This is a genomic window from Bacillus sp. PK5-006 (assembly GCF_054161415.1).
Window position 1 is genome coordinate 125,893 of sequence record NZ_CP096414.1, and the last position, 21,625, is coordinate 147,517.

General features: G+C 42.4%; 17 protein-coding genes. 8 read left to right on the forward strand and 9 right to left on the reverse strand.

Annotated features, from left to right (window positions below):
- Positions 1 to 184: 184 nt before the first annotated feature.
- From M1D84_RS00615 to M1D84_RS00640, 6 genes are all read right to left on the reverse strand, one after another.
- A complete protein-coding gene (locus tag M1D84_RS00615) occupies positions 185 to 2,254 on the reverse strand; it encodes a beta-galactosidase (protein WP_133744361.1) in 2,070 nt (689 codons plus the stop codon).
- Between the two features lie 23 nt (positions 2,255 to 2,277).
- Positions 2,278 to 3,486, reverse strand: a complete 1,209-nt coding sequence (locus tag M1D84_RS00620; protein ID WP_216099987.1) for a glycoside hydrolase family 53 protein — start codon at positions 3,484 to 3,486, stop codon at positions 2,278 to 2,280.
- An 11-nt stretch (positions 3,487 to 3,497) separates the two neighbouring features.
- Positions 3,498 to 4,340, reverse strand: a complete 843-nt coding sequence (locus M1D84_RS00625; protein WP_024423962.1) for a sugar ABC transporter permease — start codon at positions 4,338 to 4,340, stop codon at positions 3,498 to 3,500.
- A gap of 1 nt (position 4,341) precedes the next feature.
- Positions 4,342 to 5,559, reverse strand: coding sequence for a carbohydrate ABC transporter permease (locus tag M1D84_RS00630; protein WP_282569441.1), 1,218 nt, complete (start codon positions 5,557 to 5,559; stop codon positions 4,342 to 4,344).
- 167 nt (positions 5,560 to 5,726) lie between these two features.
- A complete protein-coding gene (locus M1D84_RS00635) occupies positions 5,727 to 6,992 on the reverse strand; it encodes an extracellular solute-binding protein (protein WP_024423960.1) in 1,266 nt (421 codons plus the stop codon).
- Between the two features lie 172 nt (positions 6,993 to 7,164).
- Positions 7,165 to 8,160 (reverse strand): LacI family DNA-binding transcriptional regulator, encoded by a 996-nt coding sequence (locus M1D84_RS00640; RefSeq protein WP_281237469.1) that lies wholly within the window; start codon positions 8,158 to 8,160, stop codon positions 7,165 to 7,167.
- Between the two features lie 172 nt (positions 8,161 to 8,332).
- Between M1D84_RS00640 and M1D84_RS00645 the strand changes: the two genes are divergently transcribed.
- Entirely contained in the window at positions 8,333 to 9,232 is a 900-nt protein-coding gene (locus M1D84_RS00645) for a LysR family transcriptional regulator (protein WP_212047953.1), read from the forward strand.
- A gap of 15 nt (positions 9,233 to 9,247) precedes the next feature.
- Here the strand turns inward: M1D84_RS00645 and M1D84_RS00650 are convergent, their stop codons facing one another.
- Positions 9,248 to 10,924: a hypothetical protein gene (locus M1D84_RS00650; protein ID WP_024423958.1), complete on the reverse strand. Its 1,677-nt coding sequence runs from the start codon at positions 10,922 to 10,924 to the stop codon at positions 9,248 to 9,250.
- Between the two features lie 380 nt (positions 10,925 to 11,304).
- On the opposite strand from M1D84_RS00650, the gene M1D84_RS00655 reads away from it, so the two are divergent.
- From M1D84_RS00655 to M1D84_RS00680, 6 genes are all read left to right on the forward strand, one after another.
- Positions 11,305 to 11,748 carry a hypothetical protein gene (locus M1D84_RS00655; protein ID WP_024423957.1) on the forward strand — a complete coding sequence of 148 codons (444 nt, stop codon included), beginning with the start codon at positions 11,305 to 11,307 and terminating at the stop codon, positions 11,746 to 11,748.
- A gap of 3 nt (positions 11,749 to 11,751) precedes the next feature.
- On the forward strand, positions 11,752 to 12,090 hold the full coding sequence (locus tag M1D84_RS00660) for a DUF3969 family protein (protein WP_024423956.1): 339 nt from the start codon (positions 11,752 to 11,754) through the stop codon (positions 12,088 to 12,090).
- 162 nt (positions 12,091 to 12,252) lie between these two features.
- Entirely contained in the window at positions 12,253 to 13,110 is an 858-nt protein-coding gene (locus M1D84_RS00665) for a MurR/RpiR family transcriptional regulator (protein ID WP_024423955.1), read from the forward strand.
- 185 nt (positions 13,111 to 13,295) lie between these two features.
- Complete coding sequence (gntK, locus tag M1D84_RS00670; protein ID WP_024423954.1) at positions 13,296 to 14,840, forward strand: gluconokinase; 1,545 nt, start codon at positions 13,296 to 13,298, stop codon at positions 14,838 to 14,840.
- Between the two features lie 24 nt (positions 14,841 to 14,864).
- The gene (locus tag M1D84_RS00675; protein WP_197173033.1) at positions 14,865 to 16,193 is read left to right on the forward strand and encodes a GntP family permease; all 1,329 of its coding nucleotides are present in this window, start codon (positions 14,865 to 14,867) and stop codon (positions 16,191 to 16,193) included.
- Positions 16,194 to 16,303: 110 nt separating this feature from the next.
- Complete coding sequence (locus tag M1D84_RS00680) at positions 16,304 to 17,392, forward strand: hypothetical protein (protein WP_029706442.1); 1,089 nt, start codon at positions 16,304 to 16,306, stop codon at positions 17,390 to 17,392.
- Between the two features lie 31 nt (positions 17,393 to 17,423).
- Here the strand turns inward: M1D84_RS00680 and M1D84_RS00685 are convergent, their stop codons facing one another.
- Positions 17,424 to 18,761: an amino acid permease gene (locus tag M1D84_RS00685; RefSeq protein ID WP_024423951.1), complete on the reverse strand. Its 1,338-nt coding sequence runs from the start codon at positions 18,759 to 18,761 to the stop codon at positions 17,424 to 17,426.
- Positions 18,762 to 19,076: 315 nt separating this feature from the next.
- On the opposite strand from M1D84_RS00685, the gene M1D84_RS00690 reads away from it, so the two are divergent.
- A complete protein-coding gene (locus tag M1D84_RS00690) occupies positions 19,077 to 20,591 on the forward strand; it encodes a methyl-accepting chemotaxis protein (protein ID WP_024423950.1) in 1,515 nt (504 codons plus the stop codon).
- A 40-nt stretch (positions 20,592 to 20,631) separates the two neighbouring features.
- Here M1D84_RS00690 and M1D84_RS00695 read toward each other — a convergent pair whose 3' ends face one another.
- A complete protein-coding gene (locus tag M1D84_RS00695) occupies positions 20,632 to 21,615 on the reverse strand; it encodes a Gfo/Idh/MocA family protein (RefSeq protein WP_024423949.1) in 984 nt (327 codons plus the stop codon).
- Positions 21,616 to 21,625: the final 10 nt, after the last annotated feature.

Sequence of the window (21,625 nt, forward strand, 5' to 3'; positions counted from 1 at the left end):
ATGAGTATTAGGCAACCGCTTTCATACCTATACAATGGTAAAAAAGGATGGAGGGACCAGACATGATGCGGCATCAAATATTGTAAAAAAATTTAGATAAAAAATAATGATTAAATTCATCATAATTAATATGGGTATTTATGCTTATTTAAATCAAAAAGCGTCCAATAAATGGACGCTTCTTTCAACTATTTTTTAAGACGACGTACTCGTAAGGATCAAGTTGAAGCTGCTCAGGTACTTGCTGTCCAGTCAGCATATTCTCATAGCTTGCCTCTGAATCTAGTGACATGTTCTGCTGCTCTTCTGTAAAATTCATCAAAAACACATAGTCCTGCGTACCGTCTGTTCGTTTTTGTACACTGATTCCTTCTGGAATGGCAGTGGATAGGACGGGCTGTATGCCAATACCTGCGATAAGGTCTTCGTAAAACTCATCATAAAAAGACTGCTCATTTTCTGAGGCCATATAGTATGCTTTCCCTTTTTCTAATGAACGGACAGTCAGGGCTGGCTGTCCTTCGTAGCAGCCATTCTCAAAATGCCCTAACACAGAGGCCGTTTCAGGATGTATAGATTCGCAATATTGTCCGACATGATAGGTGCGTCCATTCCCTGTGGTCATTAACACATGTTCATCAGGCATCAATGTGTTGATTTCCTCTGCCCAAATGCCAAGTACATGGCGGAGAGGGCCAGGAAAACCGCCGAGGAAACAGAGATCATTTTCGTCGACTATGCCGCTCCAGTAAGTCGCGATAAAAATGCCGCCCGCTTTGACAAAGGCTTCAATTTTTTCTGCAACGCCTGGTTTGATCATGTAGAGCATTGGCCCAATGAGCACACGATAGGATGAGAAATCCTTTTCCATCCCGACTATGTCAACAGAGATCCCTTTTTTCCAAAAGCTTCGATAGTGAGTTTGACAAGCCTCTACATAGCGTTTGTTTGTATTATTTAAGCCTTGCGCATCATCAATGGCCCAGTGATTTTCCCAATCATAAATGATGGCGACCTCTGGCTGAACGGATGTGCCCGCAATTGGGTGCAGCTGCTCCAGTTGTTTCCCTAGATCAGCTACCTCTTGAAACACGCGCGTATGTTCATGACCAGAATGATCGACAACGGCACCGTGGAATTTCTCAGAGGCGCCTCGGCCTTGCCGCCACTGGAAATAAAGCACGGAGTCTGATCCGTGGGCAATTGCCTGCATGGCAGAAAGGTGTGCCATGCCTTTATGTTTGACCTTGTTCACTTCATGCCAGTTTACAAGGCTCGGCGTACTCTCCATGACGAGAAACGGCTGTCCGTCCTTTAAGGAACGATACAAATCATGTACAAAGGCAACGTTCGATGCTAATTCGGCCGTTGTTTCTCTGCCGCTGTGCCAAGCAGGATAGCTATCCCATGAGATCACATCGACCTCTTTTGCAAATTGATGATAATCCAGCCCAAGAAATGGACGCATATGCGGATAGTCGCCCATAAAGTTCGTGGTTACTGGGATATGAGGCGTCAATTCCCGCAGCGGCTTAATTTCATTTTGATAAAAATTGATCGTTTGTGCTGTGACAAAGCGCTTCCAATCCAGGTTCATGCCGTGAATCATGTGCTCCCCGTGTGGTGCGGGTGACTCGATTTGTGACCAATCACTATACGTGTGGCTCCAAAATCCCGTCCACCATGCTTGATTCAAAGCCTCAAGATCGTGGTTGTATTTGTCCTTCAAATAGTCTCGAAATGCTTCTTGGCACAGGTCGCAATGACACTCGCCGCCGTACTCATTCGAAATGTGCCACATGATCAGTGCTGGATGATCCTTGTAGCGTTCCGCAAGCAGCCGGTTGAGTGTATTCGTTTTTTCTCGATAAACCGGAGAGGTGAAGCAATGATTATGGCGCAGTCCATGTAAGTTACGCTGACGATTCGCTTCGACGCGCAATACTTCTGGATATGTTTGTGACAGCCAAGCAGGTCTTGCTCCGCTTGGCGTTGCGAGAATGGCGTGTGCCCCCTGTGCTGCCAAGCGGTCCATGATGTCATCCAGCCATGCAAAGTCATACTGACCCTCTGCTGGCTCTAGCTTACTCCATGCGAAAATGTTGATAGAGAATGTTTGACAGTGTGCAAGCTTCATTAATCGAAAATCTTCGTCTATGATCTCTGGCATATGGAGCCATTGATCTGGATTGTAATCGCCACCATGCAAAAAACCTTTCACATTTGGGTGAACGAGTGGGTAACGCTTTCCCATTTTGTCACGTCCTATCCTTTTAGTTACGGTGTCATTTGTTTAAATACATCAAGAGAAGGCAGTGCTTTTCCGTTGAAATCAAACATCGCTTGATTTTCCCACGCATTTCCGATAGTCCCGGTTGTTTGGATATAAGCGAGCCCGTATTGACTAGACCACGGAGCGCCTTTTGCTGGAATCCAAAGCGGCTCCCAATAAAAGAACCCCTTCCCGCGGTTGTTGTTTACTTGTGAAATTTTTTCGGATAGATCTCGTATAAAAGATGCCTGACCTTGAGGTGAGGCTGGATAGCCGGCAGTATTGACAGAGTCTTGGTTAAATGAGTTATCTAGGTTGTCACCGTTTGCTGTCGTAAAGCCGTAAGCAGTTTCTACCACGATGACGTCTTTGTTATAGCGGGCACTAATATCATTCATATTGGACGTAAGCCCGCTAAAGCCGCCGTCCCAATACGGGTAATAAGATAAACCGATCGTATCGAAGGAGACGCCTCGTTTTGTGATTTCATCAAACCACCAGCGGGATGCACCATTGTCTCCGCCATGTGCAAGGTGAAGCATGATTTTGATGTTTGAATCGACAGAGCGGACGGCATTTGTGCCAGCTTTTAGCAGAGCAGCGAGCCGGTCAAATTCACCACCGCCTTCACCCCAGCTTTTTCCGTTTGGCCACAGCATACCTGAGTTCAACTCATTCCCGACCTGAACCATATTCGGCAAGGCATTTTGCGCTCTCATCGCTTTGAGCACATCACCTGTGTAAGTGCCGACCGCTTTTTCTAAATCGCTTTGTGAGAGGGATGCCCACGCTTTCGGTTTGAATTGTTTACCGGGGTCAGTCCAGAAATCACTGTAGTGAAAATCAAGCAGCACTTTCATGTTTTGTGCTTTTGCACGTTTCGATAAAGCGATGGCTGTATTGAGATCATTAGTGCCGCCGTTATAAGCACGGCCTTGATTGTCATATGGATGGTTCCACAGTCTGATACGCACATAGTTGACACCTTTATCCTTTAATAGCTTGAGCGGATCAACCTGCTGTCCGTTCTGGTTGTAGTATTTGCCGCCGCTTTTCTCCACTTCTGCAAGCATCGAGATATCGGCTCCCTTGATGAAATCACCTTGCAGTCCATTGATCGGTTTCACAGAAATCGTATCGGCCCTTGCTTCAGGCAGAATACCTAATCCCATCAGAAAGAAAACGACAACAGTGACAAGCAACCATTTCTTCATCAAATCTCCCCTTATCCTTTTGTCCCGCCTTGTGTGAGACCGGACACAAATTGTTTTTGTAAAACAAGGAACAATAAAGCGACTGGAATCGCAATGAGTAAAGCCCCGGCTGCAAAGGTCGTGTAGCTTGCACCCATTTTGTCTGACACAAGATTGTACAGACCGATTGGGAGCGTATACATTTCGGGTGAGCGGACAATGACACTGGAAATGATGAAATCACCCAGCGGACCTGTAAATGAGTTGATTGCGACAACAGCTAAGATGGGCTTAGCGAGCGGCATAATAATTTGGATGAAAATCCGGAAATGCCCTGCGCCGTCCATTCTGGCTGATTCATCGAGATCCTTTGGAATCGCATCAAGATAGCCTTTCATTAAATACGTATTCATCGGAATTTGTCCACCTGCATAAATCAAAATCAGGGCAAGGTGGCTGTTAATGAGTCCAAGCATTTGAGCAAGAACAAAAATCGCTATCAGCGCTGAAAATTGAGGAATCATTTGCAGCAGCAAGAAGAGCATCAGCCCATTTTTCCGTCCTTTGAAGCGGAATCTGGAAAAGGCATAGCCTGTAAAACTGACAAGAACGAGCGTTAAAACCATTGTGGCAATACTGATCTTCATTGAGTTCCAATACCATTTTGCATAAAGTGCCCCCTGACCGAAGAACAGCTCGGTGAAGTGGCTGAACGTTGGATTCTTCGGAAACATGCTTGTACTCATGAGGCTGTTCCCAGGGTTAAAGGAAGCACCGATCGTCCAAAGCAGTGGATATAGAATACAAATGGAGGCAATGAAAAGGATAAAATAAGTGATGCTCAGGCGAATGAGCTTGTTTTGTTTTGATCCCATATCACATCATGTCCTCCTCTTTGAATGAATTCGTTCTCTTAAACTGCCAAAGTGCAATGGCGATGACAAAGATTGAAAGTAAGATCGTGACAGCGGCAGCGAGTGCATATTGAGAAGACTGCATTGTGAGTTTGTAAATCCAAGAAACCAAGATGTCCGTTCCCCCAGCAGTTGAGCCAGCGACAGGCGGTCCTCCGCCATTAAATAAGTAGATGATATTAAAGTTGTTAAAGTTAAACGTATATTGCGTGATTAATATAGGCGCAATGGAATAAAGGACAAGCGGTAGCGTGATGGACCGGAACTTCTGAAAGAAGTTTGCCCCATCAATGGTCGCAGCTTCGTATAGATCCTCTGGAATTGCTTGCAAAACACCGGTTGTCATTATGAAAACAAAAGGAAATCCAAGCCAAGTCTGCATCACAATGAGGGCAATTTTGCTCCAAAATGGATCTGTCAGCCATGGTTTTGGATCAATTCCAATCGATGCAAAAAGTGTGTTGTTAATGGCTCCAAATGTATCGTTGAACAGTCCGGCAAACACCAAAATGGTCACAAAACCCGGAACAGCCCAAGGGAGAATCAAAATGGTTCTAAAAAAACGTTTTCCTTTTAAATCCTTCTGATTGAGCAGAACCGCTAGAAAGATGCCGACAGCACATTGAAGGGTCGAAGCAGCCAGCGTCCATACGACGGTCCAGCCAAGTACATCAATGAAAGTGTCTCTCCAAATATCAATTGAAAAGATATTTTGAAAGTTCTTGATCCCTACCCAATCGATCAGATTGGCAGGAGGCGAGTGGTATAAATCGTAGTTCGTAAAGGCAAGCGCAAAGCTGAACATAATAGGAAAGACAACAGAGAATAGAAGTAAAAAGAAAGCAGGAGTGCTCATTAAGTAAGGAAAGCCTTGGTCGATCAGCTGATGATATTGAGCCCGGATGGAATGAAGCGGAATCCCTTGATCACGTTTCTTTCCGTTCATAAAAGCATCACGCATCATGAGTACGTAAAAGCCGATACCAAAACAAGCTGTTAACAGCGCAATAATCCCTTTTGCTAAAAGAAAAACAGAGTTGTCACGAGGCAGCATCGTACCAAGTGTGAACAGCCCCCAAAAGCCAATATTGAATAAATCATAAAATACGATGAAAAAAGAGACGCCGAACAGGAAAAATAGTGCCCCTTTGCCGTACTGTTTGTTGTACATCTGCCCCATCCCGGGTATTAAGGAGAACATTAGCGCCCGTCTCCGGTGTGTCTTTGATTCCACTATGTGTGTGCGGTCTAGTTCAAGGTTACCCGTCACGTCTAACACCTACTTCATATGAAATTAGATCAAATACGGGCAGCTTGATAGACTTAAAGGCTACCCGTGTTTGATGATTACTTAGAGTGATTTGCTTTAATTTGAGAGTCGATTTGATTGACCGCATCATCAAATGCCTTTTTCACATCTGTCCGGCCTGTTGCAATGAGACCTAACGCGCTGTCAATCGGCTTCCACACCTCTGCCATTTCAGGGGTATTCGGTGTCAGCGTGGCATATTTCGTTTGTTTTGAAACAGCATCCGCATTTGCGTTTCCTGTGATGATTGGATCCTTCATCAGCTTTTTCACTGGTGGAATTTCCTCTGTTACTTCGAATCGCTTCTTCGAATTTTTTTCATTCGTGATAAATTCAACAAATTTCTCAGCAAGGTCTTTATTTTTAGAATAAGAGGAGACGTTGTAGCTCTTTACACCTAAGAATGAGCTCATATGCTTTCCGTTCGGGAGAGTTGGCAGCTCTGTTACGCCATAGTCAATTCCAGCTTCTTTATATGGACCAAATGACCATGGACCAGAAATGACAGCTGCGGCCTTTTTCTCTGTGAATAAGGAGTTGAGAACATTGATTCCTTGTTCACCAATGATGCCTTTAGGGAAAAGTCCTTCGCTAAAGAATGTTTGAATGTATTTTCCGCCTTCAACAGCGCCATCGTTGTTCAGGCCAATATCATTGACATCATAGGAGCCATCGCTTTTCTGTTTGAAAATATAGCCTCCTGATCCGCCTAACACACTTTGTGCATAGTAAATTTCATCCCATTTCGCTACAAAACCGTATTTTCCGTCTTTTGTCAGCTTTTTCGAAAGGTCATACCAGCCATCAAGTGTAGTTGGTGCCTTTTTGACAAGGTCTTTGTTATAGAAAAGCACTGTCGTTTCAACGGATTTAGGAAGGCCATACAGCTTGCCGTCTATCGTTTGTGATTGAATGGATTCGTCTGTAAAGGAATCGATCACTTTTTGATCAGGCTTGATTTCCTGTAACAGCCCCTCAGTGACGGCTGATCCAATTTGATCGTGAGGCATCGTGATGACGTCTGGGCCTGTCCCGGCTGCTCCATCAAGGCGGAGAGCTTCGATTTGGTCGGCATACGCTTTTTCGACCACTTTGATTTTCACATCGTTTTGTTTTTCAAATTCTTTTACAGCGTCTTGAATCCCATCAGACTTTTTGACATCCTCCCATACCAGCAAGGTCTTTGTACCTGTAGATGCTGGCTGTGTCCCGCTTGAATTGTCATCTCCTGGCCCGCATGCTGAAAGCAGAAGCACAGCAGTACCAACGACTGCTGATAATGTCGCCCATTTTCCCTTTTTCATTGGTAATCCCCTCTCGTTCTTTTTTCACAGATGATAAGAAAACGCTTTCTTAATGTGAGAATATCAACTTAAGTAAAAAAAGTAAACATATTTTATTAAATTTATTAAGTAAAATTTTTTACTCGTATAGAGAGAAAAGAAGCCCTCCACATGAGGAGGGACTTCCAGTTGATTATATGGTACTTTTCCGAAAAACAGGTTCTGACGCAATCAGCACAGTTTTAGGCAGTGTTCTGCCGTCCACAAGTCTTTCTAAAAGTAAATCGATCGCTGTCTCACAAAGTAATGACGTATGGATGTGATACGTGGTGAGCGGCGGCGACACATATTGAGACACATGAATATCGTTGATACTAAAGACGCTGACGCGGTTCGGCAGAGAAAATCCTCGCTCATTTAATGCTTGTAAGCAGCCGATGGCAAGAGGGTCACTAGCGACACAAAAAGCGGTGGGCAGATCATCACCAAGCTCGTCGATCGCCTTCATCATCAGCGAATAGCCTTCATCTACTGAGAAATGGTGGCCGATATAGACCAATCGCTCATCAAGCATATGGCGGGCCAGCATGTATTCACGGAAAGTCGTTTCACGAATATCTGGAATGTGCACATTCGTATTCAGATCAAGGTCTGTGCCGCCAATGAATCCAATAGATGTGTGCTCTTTTTTGATAAAAGAATCGATGATCTTTTCAACAATTCGTTTTAGGTTCGGCTTTACAGAATCAAAACGGTCTTCATCTGGCGTCGTATCAATAAAGACAATGTGCGGAGTGATCGCATATAATTGGTCAAGCTCTGACGTTTTAAATCGGCCGATGGCGATGATTCCTTCTGTAGCAGGATCAATGGATTGAAGTCCATCAGATGGATTGTAAGCGGTAACATTTAAGCTTCGAGTATTGGTGAGTTCCTCAATACCGAGTCGAATGGATTTAAAATAAATATCTTCAAGCTCTTCCTTTTCGGTCATCCAATAGAGAAAGGCGATTTTTTTTAATGAATGTTTGAATGTCTTCTTTTGGTAGGACAAAGCTTCTGCGGCGGCATATACTTTTTCGCGTGTTTGATCGGTGACAGATAGGTTGGGATCTTGGTTCAGTACGCGAGATACCGTTGCAATGGATAAGCCTGCTTTTTCTGCAATGTCCTTTATTTTAGCTGCCAAATCAGCACCTCCTATAGAAAATATCTCCTCTTAGTATAGAGTCTTTAAAAAAATTAGTAAATATTTTTATTAAATTGTTTTCGTTTAGGCGGTTCTTTACGTGCTGGAAAGGAATTAGTAAGATATATATAGGTAAGGTGTTGGATTAAGATTTCTGATAGGAGAGGGACCGATGTATTACGATGCACTGAAGACATTTGTGACAGTGGTGGAGGAGAAGAACTTTACAAAAGCAGCCCAAAAGCTGCGAATTTCTCAGCCAAGTGTCAGTCTTCATATTAAGAACTTGGAGCAGGAATTCCAGACCGTTCTGCTGAATCGTTCACCAAAGCAATTAACCGTTACACCAACTGGGGATATGCTGTACCATCGATCAAAACAAATCATTCGTCTCTATGAACAGGCGAAGCAGGACATTTATGAGCATCACCACCTGGCAAGAGGAAAGCTGACCATCGGGGCGAGCTTCACCATTGGTGAGTATGTGCTGCCGCAAATATTGGCGGAGTTTCATCAGCTCTATCCGCATGTTGATATTGAGGTGGTCATTGATAATACAGAGGCGGTCGCCAGACATGTCCGTTTATTCCATGTTGACATTGGTTTGATCGAAGGACAGACCAATGACAAAGAGCTTTCTGTAGAAACTTTTCTAGAGGACGAGCTTTATATTGTGGCGCCATTAGATCATCCTTTTGCCAAGAGAAAAGATGTCACCATTGATCAATTACAAAACGAAACATGGATCACGAGAGAAGAGGGATCAGGGACAGGAGAATATTTACAGCATGTCCTGAAATCAAATGGACTGAAAGCGCGAACCTTTGTAACCTTTAGCAGCAATCAAGCGATTAAAGAAGCTGTGATCCATGGAATGGGTCTTTCTGTTTTATCTAAATATGTCCTCCAGCGAGGCAGCATTGGCGGTGAATTGGCTGTTATTTCTGTGAGAGGCATGGATTTCAAACGAAAGTTCTCCTATGTCGAGTCACCGATGACCGGGGGAAATAAAAATAAGGAATTGCTCGTTGAATTGTTAAGGAAAGAGAAAAAGGACGCTTCTCCTCAGTAGGAGAAACGTCTTTTTTTATAACCCTTTAATTTTGATTTCATCGACTGGAAGGAAAATCTCACCTGTATCTGTATATTTCATCGTGACCTGATCGCCTTCTTTTAAATAAATGACGAGAGGTTCTTTTTCAGATGACATAGTGTAGCTTTTTCCATCGTCTAGCAGGAAGGTGACGGTTGTATAATCACCGGTCTTTTCTTTGTAGACACGTTTGACCTTCCCTGCTGCTTCTTTCTTTTCCTGCTTAGAGGAACTGTTAACGGTACCGCCGCCTTTTTGAAGAGCTGTCTTATAGGCTCTCAGTGCTTCGTTTGGTGTAGAAGCGTACGCGGCGATTTCTGGATTGGCTGCAGAAACGATAAAGTAGTTTTGCAGGAATCCATTTGAATCGAGAACCGGTGTGAGCCAGCTGGCTTCCCCATAGAAATTATAGAGAATTGGCATGCGGCCTTTCCATTTCTTCTCGATGAATCGTTTCTCAATAATTTGCAGAGCGCCCTGAGAATCCATGTAGGATTCTTCAAGATTTCCAGTATAATAAGTCGCTTTTCCTGTCCGGGCATTGGTCAGGGCATATCCTAGCATGGAATCAACGCCCTCTTTCGGACTTGTGAAATCTGTGAAGTAATACATATCTCCTTTTGAATCAAATACAGGGCTCACATTGGCTTCCGTTCCTTCATCGGAAGGCAGCTTGACATCTGACTTTCCAAACATACTGTTCCAGAACCCGTGAATATAGTTTCCGAAATAGCTGTTTTGCAGACTGACCGCCTCTGGTGAAACAGCACCGTCGATAAAGGCAGGTACTTGATCTAGAGCATATTTCTTCGTCGCACCTGTTTTGGCATCAACAACGACCACACCGGAAGCTTTAAAGCCGTTTCGGGCAGAGATGAAATCGCCATACGTTTGAATGTAATAAGGCTTGCCGTCATCATTGATTTCCAGCTGTGTACCGCCGTAGAAAATTAAATCTGGGTACTGGAGACGGATATGCCGCTCAATTTCTTTGTTGAAATAGGAAGAAGGCGTATAGACCATCTCTGTTTTCACGAACTTTGGATTAGCAGAGGAGTCGGTCGCACTTAATGTAAAATAACCCGGCGTGCTGCCTGCACGAATCCATTTAAAGAAGTCCGAGAACTCCACTGGAGCGATGTATACATACTCACCGTTGACCTTCTGAATTTGCAAGCTGCCAAGCTCATAGTAGCTTGTGTTTGGCACCTGTCCGAACGATTTCTTCATTTTGTTCCGAGCAAATTGAGGCGGCACACTCGCAGGTGTTTCTTTTTCATCAAATGCTTTGATTTCTACTTTTTGCTCCATTTTGGAGACATCGAATTTCTCATTCGCATTGAATAGAAAAGCTGTCGCCATGTAAACACCGAGCAGCAATAGAATAAGAAACAGCACGCCTTTGATTTTACGCTCCAATCCCACTGACAAAAAGGCGCCTGCTGCTGTCACAACAAGTCCAATCAGCCATAGAGATGAAGGGTTACGGTCTAAATTGGTAATGTAATAGAAAACAAAAATACCGATCATGAACAGCAAAGCAAGGCCTGCAATCCACATGAGGGGCACCTGCTGTTCTGTTCCTTTCTTTCTAACGATCAACCTGAGCGGTGTGAGCAAAAGGGTCAAGACAAGACCGATCACAACCGAAAATAACAAAATATATCCCACAAACAGATCTCCTTTCAAATCAATCACTCTTTTAGTATATACGAGTGAGGCGGGGAAAAGATTCAGAAGAATCATACCAATTCAATTTTAAGAAAAAATGAGTTGAAAAGGGTCTTTTAATATTTCGGTAGGTTAAATGATATTGTCCTTGCGCTAGATGATTAGATTTTAGTGAATATTTTGTGGACGTTCCGAGGGGTATATTCTTTTTTATTCATTACTTTATGAATTTATATTGTAATAAATAAGATGTTAAAAGACAGAGATATCTTTTAAACAGTATAAAGATTCGTTTTAATTTTCTACAGAATGAAATAGTTATAATATTCCTAGTATGTTATATTGTGTTTTATATAGTTAATATCAGGAGGTAATTTAAATTGAAAAGACGTATCCCTTTTCTCATTATTTTTACTTTAATTGTATCGTTATTTTCACCGTCTGTAACATTCAATATTAATCGAGAGGCTTCTTCAAGAGACAAAAGAGTCCAAATTGGTTATAAAGAAGCCGATGCTGTATGGGGTCTTGTCATTCGGACTATTTTTGTAAACGGGGTTAAAGCAAGTAAACATTTGTATAAATCAATAAAATATGCCCCTAAATATCCTGCTGGTTTTAAAGCTGTTCAAAATGGGACTAAAAAAGTTACAGTAAATAATAAGAAGTTGTTATCTGAGTTAAAACAGATTGAAGGAGGGACTTGGAAAAAAGTATATAAAGATGGCTATAAAGACGGAAAAAAGGTTTCTGTACATTATTTTCAAAGTAAATCTGGTTTGGTGTATGATGTGAAAGTTAAAAAAGGTTGGAGTGTGAAATGATTTATGAATAAAATAGAACTAAGATATTCTTCACATGAAGATTTAGATAGGATTATTGTTATAAATATCATTGGTATAATCATATCGTTAAAAGAAGGTTTAATTACTATAGAAGAAGCGGAAAAGCTCATGTTCAGTCCTCGAACAATCGATGTTTTAAAGAAGAAAGGGATAAATGAAGAGCTGATAAATATACTTCATTTGGGAACAGAACTTGAAGATGTAGAAAGTTTAATACCACATGAATTAAGTGATAGTTTAGAAGAAATAAGGGTAAAATGCTTAAGGTTTCTGGAAAAAAATACAGAAAATGAAGTTGAAAATAATGTGGTAGATTGTTGAGCTAAAAGTGTATATTATAAAATTTTGAGTAAATTTTTTCGATTTATTGATCAAAACGATGAATTCATAAAAAAGAAGTCTGTGCAAACAGGCTTCTTTTTTATAAGATGGGAACATGAGGAAATGTATGCGCTCACATGAATAAGGAAGGAGTGAAGTCAATTGGCTTCTGTCAGTTTAAGTAGTATTGAAAAAATACGAGCAGCAAGCAGAGGATTACCGCCAAAGTTGAAAGGAATTGCAGAACATATTACGAGTGAACCTGGCGACATTATTCATTTATCAATTGTCGAGCTTGCTAAAAAGACAGCGAGCTCAGAGGCAACGATTTTTCGTCTTTGTAAAAGGCTTGGATTTGAGGGCTTTCAAGATTTGAAGATTGCAATTGCCCAGGAAATAGATCAAACAAAGCCTGATTATGTAGATGAAGAAATGAGTCTTGATGATGATACGGCCGTTTTTATGCAAAAGGTTTTTCAGGCGAATATATCTGCATTAAAGGATAGCTTTCAATTACTGAATCCAGAGGATGTAGAAAAAGCCATACAAATCATTCATGAAGCAAAGCGCTTAGAGTTTTATGGGAGTGGCGGGTCTGGCCTCATTGCAACAGACGCTTTTCATAAATTTATGAGGACAGGTATCAACTGTATTGTTCACACCGATTCCCATTTTCAAGCGATGTCTGCCGGTCTTCTCGACCAGCACAGTACAGTGATTGGTATATCTCATTCTGGCCGTAATAAAGATTTACTCGATGCAATGAAAACAGCAAAGGAAAAAGGAGCGAAAACCATCGGTATTACAAGTTATCAGCGCTCTCCATTGAGCCAGCTTGCCGATGTCACCTTGTATACTTCGACGCAAGAAACGGCTTTTCGAACAGAAGCGATGTCTGCAAGACTTGCTCAGCTCACTGTCATTGACGTACTATACTTTGCACTTGCTCACTTAAGACAGCAGGAAACTTTAACGAATTTAAAACAAATGAGAGAAACCATTTCACAAAAAAGGGTGTAATGGTTTCAAAAATAAATTTTTCTATTAGTGAAAAATGCCGTTGTGGTAACGATTTTGAGCTTTTAAGTGAAAATAATTTTCTTTTTAGTCGTTGAATGTCGAAAAAATTATTCCTATAATGGGATTTAACAGGTATATCAAAACAATAAAATATGATTTCAAATCAATGATTGGGCGTGATACAGATGAAGGGAAACCAGGCGGTAATTGGTTTGGATATTGGAACAACAAGTACAAAGGCGGTTCTGTTTGGACCACAGGGGAAAGTGATAGCAAAGCATTCGGTTCCTTATGATCTCATTCAGCCCCAGCCAGCATGGGTTGAACAGGACCCTGAACATATATTAGAAGCCGTCATTGCAAGTGTAAGAGGTGCGTTGACGAAAGCAGCATTTGATGCAAAACATCTCATAGGCGTCGGGATTAGTACAGCGATGCATTCCTTGATTGTGATGGATAAGGATGGCAAGGCGTTAACGAACAGTATCATTTGGGCAGATAACAGAAGTGCAGAACAAGCGAAGCGAATCACTTCAGACATGGACGGCTTCCAAGTGTATAAAAGAACCGGTACACCGATCCATCCAATGTCACCGCTTTCAAAAATACGGTGGATCAAGGAAATGGCACCTGATGTCTTCAAGAAGGCAGCGAAATTCATTTCTATCAAAGAATATATTCTTTATCATTTCTTCGGTCAGTATGTCGTCGATTATTCAATCGCTTCAGCAACGGGACTGTTCCGTTTGGAAACGCTTCAATGGGATGAGCAGGCGCTGCGTATTGCTGGAATTGAGGCTGATCAATTGTCTGAACTTGTTCCCACGACGTATCAGCTGAGAGGGCTTCAGCCAGAGATCGCCCTGCGAATGGGCATTGCGGAAGATACACCATTTGTTGTTGGTGCGAATGATGGGGTTCTAGCGAACTTAGGTGTGGGAGCGATTGGAAAAGGTGAGGTGGCTGTCACGATTGGGACAAGCGGTGCAGTCCGTACGGTCGTGGACAAACCAATAACAGATGAACAGTCAAGAACGTTCTGCTATGCGTTGACTGATAAGCATTGGGTGGTTGGAGGACCGACGAATAATGGCGGGATCATGCTGAGATGGCTGAAGGATGAATTTGGATCCTCGGAGGTAGAGGTAGCAAAGCGTCTTGGAGTGGACCCTTACGACCTGATGATTGATATTGCGAAAAAAGTTCCAGCCGGCTCAGAGGGACTGCTGTTTCTGCCATTTTTAACAGGTGAGCGTGCACCTTATTGGAATCCAAATGCGAGAGGCACTTTCTTTGGGATCGGTCTTCAGCATAAGCGGGAGCATTTTATAAGAGCTGTGTTAGAAGGCGTCATTATGAGTGTGTTCTCAATCGGTGTTGCCTTAAGGGATTTAACCGGTTCAGCAAAGGATGTCAGGGCGTCGGGCGGATTTGCGCGATCTCCGTTGTGGCGGCAAATTTTAGCGGATACGATGGGCAGGGAAGTACTTGTCCCAGAAAGCTACGAAGCATCAGCACTTGGGGCGGCTGTGCTCGCACTTCATAGTTTAGGTTATATGGAAGAGATAGAAGAGGTTCAAGATTGGATTCGAATCTCTGCCCGTCATGAACCAAATATGGAGAACAATGAAACATACATAGAACTGTTTTACTTATATGAGCGTCTCTATGACAAACTCAAGGATGAATTTGATGTCATTAGTGCGCTTCAATTAAAACAAAATCATTAAACATCAGGGAAAAGGTGGGAGAGCATGCTTTTATTCATCGTGATTGCCGCAATTGTCCTTTTACTCATCCTCATAACAGTTGCTAAGTTGAATCCGTTTGTGAGTTTAATTATTACCTCTATGTTAGTCGGTTTTGCCACAGGGATGGACCTGCAGGAAATCATTCAATCCATCAAAACGGGGTTAGGCAATACGTTATCATTGCTGGCCATAGTTCTAGCGCTTGGAACCATGCTTGGGAAAATGATGGCTGAATCAGGTGGAGCTGAGCGGATCGCTCACACATTAATCGGCCGGTTTGGGACAAAAAATGTGCATTGGGCGATGATGTTTGTTGCCTTTATTGTGGGAATACCTGTCTTTTTCCAGGTCGGATTCGTTCTTCTCATTCCTTTATTGTTTACGATTGCGATTGAAACGGGCATCTCGCTCGTGACAATTGGGATTTCGCTCATTGCTGGCTTGTCTGTCGTTCACGGTCTTGTGCCGCCTCATCCAGCTGCCATGGCAGCTGTCGGCATCTATCATGCCAACGTGGGGAAAACCATTTTCTTTTCCATTATTGTCGGTTTGCCGACAGCTATTATTGCTGGGCCGCTGTATGGAAAGTGGATTGGAAAGCGGATTCATAAACCAGTTCCAGAGCTGCTGAGAAAGCAATTTACTGAACGCAATGAAGATCGAAAACTTCCCGGCTTTGCAAATACGATGTTTACGATTTTGGTGCCAGTGATTTTAATGCTTCTTGCCACACTGGCGGATATTATTTTACCAGAGGACAATATTTGGTATCAGGTATTTAAGTACATCGGAGATCCAATTACAGCACTGCTGATTGCAACGGTGTATTCTTTCTTCAGCCTTGGCTTTGTGCAAGGGATGAGCCGTGACAGGGTGCTTTCCTTTAGTAATGAGTGCTTAGGACCGATTGCTTCTATTCTGCTTGTCATTGGAGCAGGCGGGGCTTTCAATAATGTGCTCATCGATTCGGGTGTTGGTGATTATATTGCAGATTTAGCAAAACACTCGCCGATCTCGCCAATTTTGCTTAGCTGGCTGATTGCTGCGGTTATTCGTGTAGCAACAGGATCTGCTACGGTCTCCATGATGACTGCAGCTGGTATTGTCGCACCAATTGCTGCATCTATGCCGGATGTGAGCAGAGAGCTTCTAGTGTTAGCTACAGGGGCGGGTTCATTGATTTTGTCTCACGTCAATGACTCTGGTTTTTGGCTGATCAAAGAGTATTTTGGTATGACCATTAAAGAAACGTTTTTGACATGGACGGCTATGGAGACGATCATTTCTGTTAGTGCCATTGCACTTATTATGATCATTAATATGTTTATATAGTGAAACGCAACAGCCTGATTCTTCGGAATAGGGCTGTTTTTGCTTTTGGCAATACCACCTCTGTCAGATTGGGGTAAAATAAAGATATTGAGAAGCGGGAGGCGGACACGATCGAACCATTAAAACACGTTTATCATGAATTATTTATTGAAGAATTAGCGGAGAAACTTGCACAAGCGTCGACTGGGTTTGATGCTGGAGAATTCCAGCGGCTTGTGTTTCAAAAGGATTGGCAGCAGCTTGAGTTAAAAGGCAGAATGAGAAGAGTCACTGAATCGATGCATGCCTGTCTGCCTAAGGATTATGAGCAGGCAATTGAGGTGCTGCGTCAGACAGCCCCGCATTTTTCAGGACTTAGTGCGCTTGTATTTCCAGACTACGTCGAAACATATGGCCTAGCGCATTGGGATATCTCGATCAAGGCGCTCGAATTCTTTACGCCTTTTTCCACTTCTGAATTTGCCGTTCGGCCTTTTCTGATTCAGGGTCAAGACAAAATGCTGGCGCAAATGCTTGTATGGTCACAGAATCAAAATGAGCATATTCGGCGGCTGGCGAGTGAAGGATGCAGACCACGTTTGCCATGGGGATTAACTGTTCCTGCACTTAAAAAGGATCCTTCGGTTACGCTGCCTATTTTAGAAAACCTGAAGTCGGACCCAGCGCGCTATGTGCAAAAAAGTGTAGCGAACCACTTAAATGACATTTCAGCGATTCGGCCTGATCTGATGAAGAAGACGGCTAAAAGCTGGTATGGAACGAATGAACATACGAACTGGATCATCAAACATGCATCTCGTACCTTACTAAAAAAAGGCGATCCAGATATCATGGCTTTGTTTGGCTATGGGGATGATCCATCTGTTCAAGTAACAGATTTGAAGGTAGTGCAAGACCCTATTCGTATTGGAGAGAAAATGACCTTTCAATTTACACTTCAGGCGGCTAAGCCACTAAAGCTGCGTGTAGAGTATGCCATAGACTATGTCAAAGCTCGGGGTACCCGCAATCAAAAGGTATTTAAAATCACAGAGTTTGAAACAAGTTCAGCGTTACATAGAGAATTTATCAGGTCTCAGTCCTTTCAAAATATGACGACGAGAAAGCACTATGAGGGAACCCATACTTTAACGATTATCATCAACGGCATTCCAAAAGCGTCGATTGATTTTGAGGTAACAGAAGATAGCAGCTCATAAAAAAACCCGCCATTTCGGCGGGTTTTGGTATTTAAGCCTTCTTTTTCATTAAGAATGAAGCGATGATGGCAGCGACTAAGAAACCGATGCTGATAATGGAGCTAGGCAGGTTTTCTTGTCTGAATAGGAACAAAACAAAGCTCAAACTGAGTACAAGACCTGCAAATAAAGTTAGATACGGAAACAGCCACACCTTGAAATACGGCTCCTGTGGATATTTTGGACGCAGCTTCAGATGTGCCATACAAATGCTGATCCAAATGAGTGAAACAGCAAAACCAGGAATAGCCAGCATGTAGCTGAAAATTTGGTCTGGATATAAGTAAGCAAAAAATGTTCCAATGAGAAGAAATAGAACGGTAACCCATAAACTTAAAATGGGTACGCCTCTTTTGTTGACCTGTGCCAGTTTTTTCGGACCGCCGTCTGATTTAGAAAGAGAATGAATCATTCTCGTCGTTCCATAAATTCCAGAATTGGCCGCAGATAGAACGGCTGTAATCAAGACAAAATTAATGAAGTGAGAGGCGCCCTGCATACCAGCAGCAGAAAAGACTTGGACAAAAGGACTGTTATTTGGGTCAATTTGATTCCAAGGAATGAGTCCGCAGATGATCAAAATCGGCAATGTGTAAAATAAGATAATCCGCCACATCATACTTTTGACTACTCCAGGCAAGACCTTCTCCGCATCCTTTGTTTCAGTAATGGTCAGCCCGATCAATTCAGAGCCTCCATAAGAGAAAATAACCACTAAAAGTGATGCAAAGATCGCACCCCATCCATTCGGGACGAAGTTTTGATAGTTGGTAAGCGCTGGTGTGCTTTGTTCGTTTGGAATGATCCCAAATAATAATGCTGCACCGAGAATAATAAAGACAATAATAACGAAAATCTTCATTCCAGCGAACCAAAACTCAATTTCACCAAAGTATTTTACATTATTTAAGTTAATTCCGATGACTAAGAGTGAGCAAAGTAAACATAGTGACCATAACGGCACGTTCGGCAGCCAGTATTGAAGCAGACTGCCAGCTGCAATAATCTCAATGACACATACAGTGAGCCACATAAAACAGTAAACCCAGCCGACAACAAATGAAAAACGTTGACCAAGCGCAATTTGTATAAGGTCGCGTAGATTATTTCCCGGGTACACAATGGCCATTTCGGCTAATGCTGCCATTACAATGAGGAGCAGCAATCCGGCAAATACATAGGAAAAAATAACCCCAGGGCCTGCTAAACCAATTGTATCGGCACTTCCTTTAAAGATTCCTGTACCAATGACCCCGCCCATCGCAATCATGCGAATGTGACGCGGTGATAAAAGCTTTTTTAATTCTTGTTGCTCCTGATTCGCGCTCATGACGTTCTCCTTTTTTAAAAAATGCTTATGTTCCATTTTCTTTTTTCAAGACGTCAGTGTCAATATAAAAAAAGAGATTTTTCAGACAAAAATAGAGGTTGATTCTATCAAAACATATATTTATATCCATAATTAACTTATTTTATCCATATCCTAAAAATGAAACTTCAAATAAATGAACATTTGCCTTATTTATGACATAAACAATTTTCAGTTTTTGTCGATATATCATTTGTACTACTAAAGTCCTAATAAAGAATTGTTTATAACTGTAAAATATTTCAAGAACGTTAAAGTTGAAAGGAGTTATGAAAGATGTTTAAGAGGAAAGCAAATGATTCATCGGCTGAAATCCTTCTGAGTGAAAGCAGCCAATTAATAGAACGAATTGAAAAGGGAGACCTTTCAGCAAGATTAGATACTGCTGCATTTTCTTCTAGCCAAACGATAGAAGCAGTGGCGCAAATGAATGAAGCTTTGCAAAAGATGCAGGAAGCACATGAAAATATTCAAATGCGGGTGGAATTAGTGACAAAAGCCATTCAAGTTGGCTTATGGGATATGATCGTCATCGCTGGAGACCCGGTCAATCCAAAAAATGAATTCACATGGACGGATGAATTCCGAAAAATGCTCGGCTTTCAAAATGAGCACGATTTTCCAAACCTATTAGACAGTTGGGCATCTCGAATTCATCCGGATGAACAAGAATATACATTAGATGCATTTGCTTCGCATTTATTGGATCATTCAGGGCGTACGCCGTATGATATTGAATATCGCTTAAAGTTAAAAAACGGAGATTATCGCTGGTTCAAAGCAACTGGAACGACTGTTCGCGATCGGAATGGTGTCCCTCTTCGTGTGGCGGGAGCACTTTTTGATATTCATGATCAGAAATTGAAAGAAGAAGAGCTGCAAGCATTTGTCACAAGATATGACTTAATCAACCGTGCGCTTGTCGAAGCTCCTTGGGACATGGTGGTAGAGGCCGGCGATCCAGTCAATCCAAATAACGAATTCTGGTGGTCTCCGCAGTTCAGAACAACTCTTGGCTTTACAGACGAAAAAGATTTCCCGAATGTTCTGAGCAGCTGGAGCGACCGTCTGCATCCTGAGGATCAAGAAATGGCTTTACAAGCCTTTGCAGATCATTTAAATGACCACTCTGGACGCACACCGTTTGATATTGATTACAGATTGCAACGCAAAAATGGTGAGTACCGCTGGTATCATGCAGGTGGTGAAACCATCCGTGATGAAAAAGGTGTGCCTCTTCGTGTGGCAGGAACCATTCGTGACATCACGTTAGAAAAAAACAAAGAGAAAACAGCAGATGAAATGGCTTCACAAGTAGAACAGCTTTCAAGTTCTATTAGTGAGATGGTTTCGGGCATTAGCTCTGTGACAAATCAAGCACAGGAGCTGGCTGTCGCTCAAGAGCAGTCAACGTCTGCCGCACACTTAGCAAAAAATAGTGCAGATGAGACAAAAAATATTTCTGACTTAATCAAAGAAGTGGCAAACCAAACGAACCTGCTTGGTCTAAATGCTGCGATTGAAGCAGCTAGAGCTGGTGAACAAGGCCGCGGATTCTCTGTCGTTGCAGATGAAGTACGAAAGCTGGCGCTGCATAGTGCCAATGCAACGGAAAATATTGAATCTAGTTTAACGGATATGAAAACACAAATTGATGAAATTCTTGAAAATATCTCGAATATGACAGCTCTTACGCAAACTCAGGCTGCTTTAACAGAGCAAGTGAATGCTGCAGTCGATGAAGTGAATCACATGTCTCAGCGTCTTGTGGCGTATTCAAAGAGTATTTAATCGTCAAAAACCGCCCTCTCATAGAAGGCGGTTTTTTTCATTAAATTTGATCTGCTGGGAAAACAATACCTGCATCTTTTCTTGCGGCATCAAGAACTTTCATCACGGAGAGACTTTCATCAAGCCATGCATAGCACTGTTCATGATTTTTTGTTTCAATGATCTGCTGGAAGGCTTCTGCTTCATAAAACAGACGATTTGGATTCGTTTGTGCATTGAGTGAGATGACCCTGTCATCAACATGCAGCAGCACTTCCTCGCACCCATTCGCCCCATTTTTCACATGAATGAAGCCTTTTTCTCCTTGAATCAATGCAAAGTTCATGCTGCTTGTATCCTTACTGCCGACACTTGTCGCAATAAAATCATTGTAAGTGAACGTCAAAACACCAGATGTGTCTATACCGTTTGGATGGCGGTTTGCCTGATATCGGACTTGCTCTGGTGATCCAAAGAGGTTCATGATGAAATGGACATTATAGATGTTAATATCCATCAGCGCTCCTCCAGAGAACTCAGGGTTAAAGACATTTGGCGTTTCGCCGGCTAGCAGCTGATTATATTTGCTTGAATATTGACTATAGTTGCATTGAACCAGTTTGATTTTACCTAATTGATGAAGGTGCTTTTTGATCAAATGATAGTTTGGCATATGAACGGTCGTAATGGCTTCAAATAGGAGAAGCTGCTTTTCCTTTGCGAGAGCGATTAAGGCTTCCAGCTCTTTCACATTAGAGGTGAAAGGCTTTTCGCATATCACATGTTTTCCGTGTTTCAATGCTTTCGTTGCATGCTCGCTATGTAAACGATTCGGTGATGCGATGTAAACGGCTTCTACGTGAGGATCTTCTAGCATAGCAGTTAGATCCGTATAAGTTGTTTGCACCCCAAATTTGTCTGCGAGCTTCTTTGCCGTTGCTTCCTTTCTTGAATAGACAGCGTGACAAGAAGCACCGTCGAGCTGTTCAATCGCTTGCAGGAAGCCTTCCACAATGATACCTGTTCCAATGGTTGCGATGTTCATTCTCAAAACC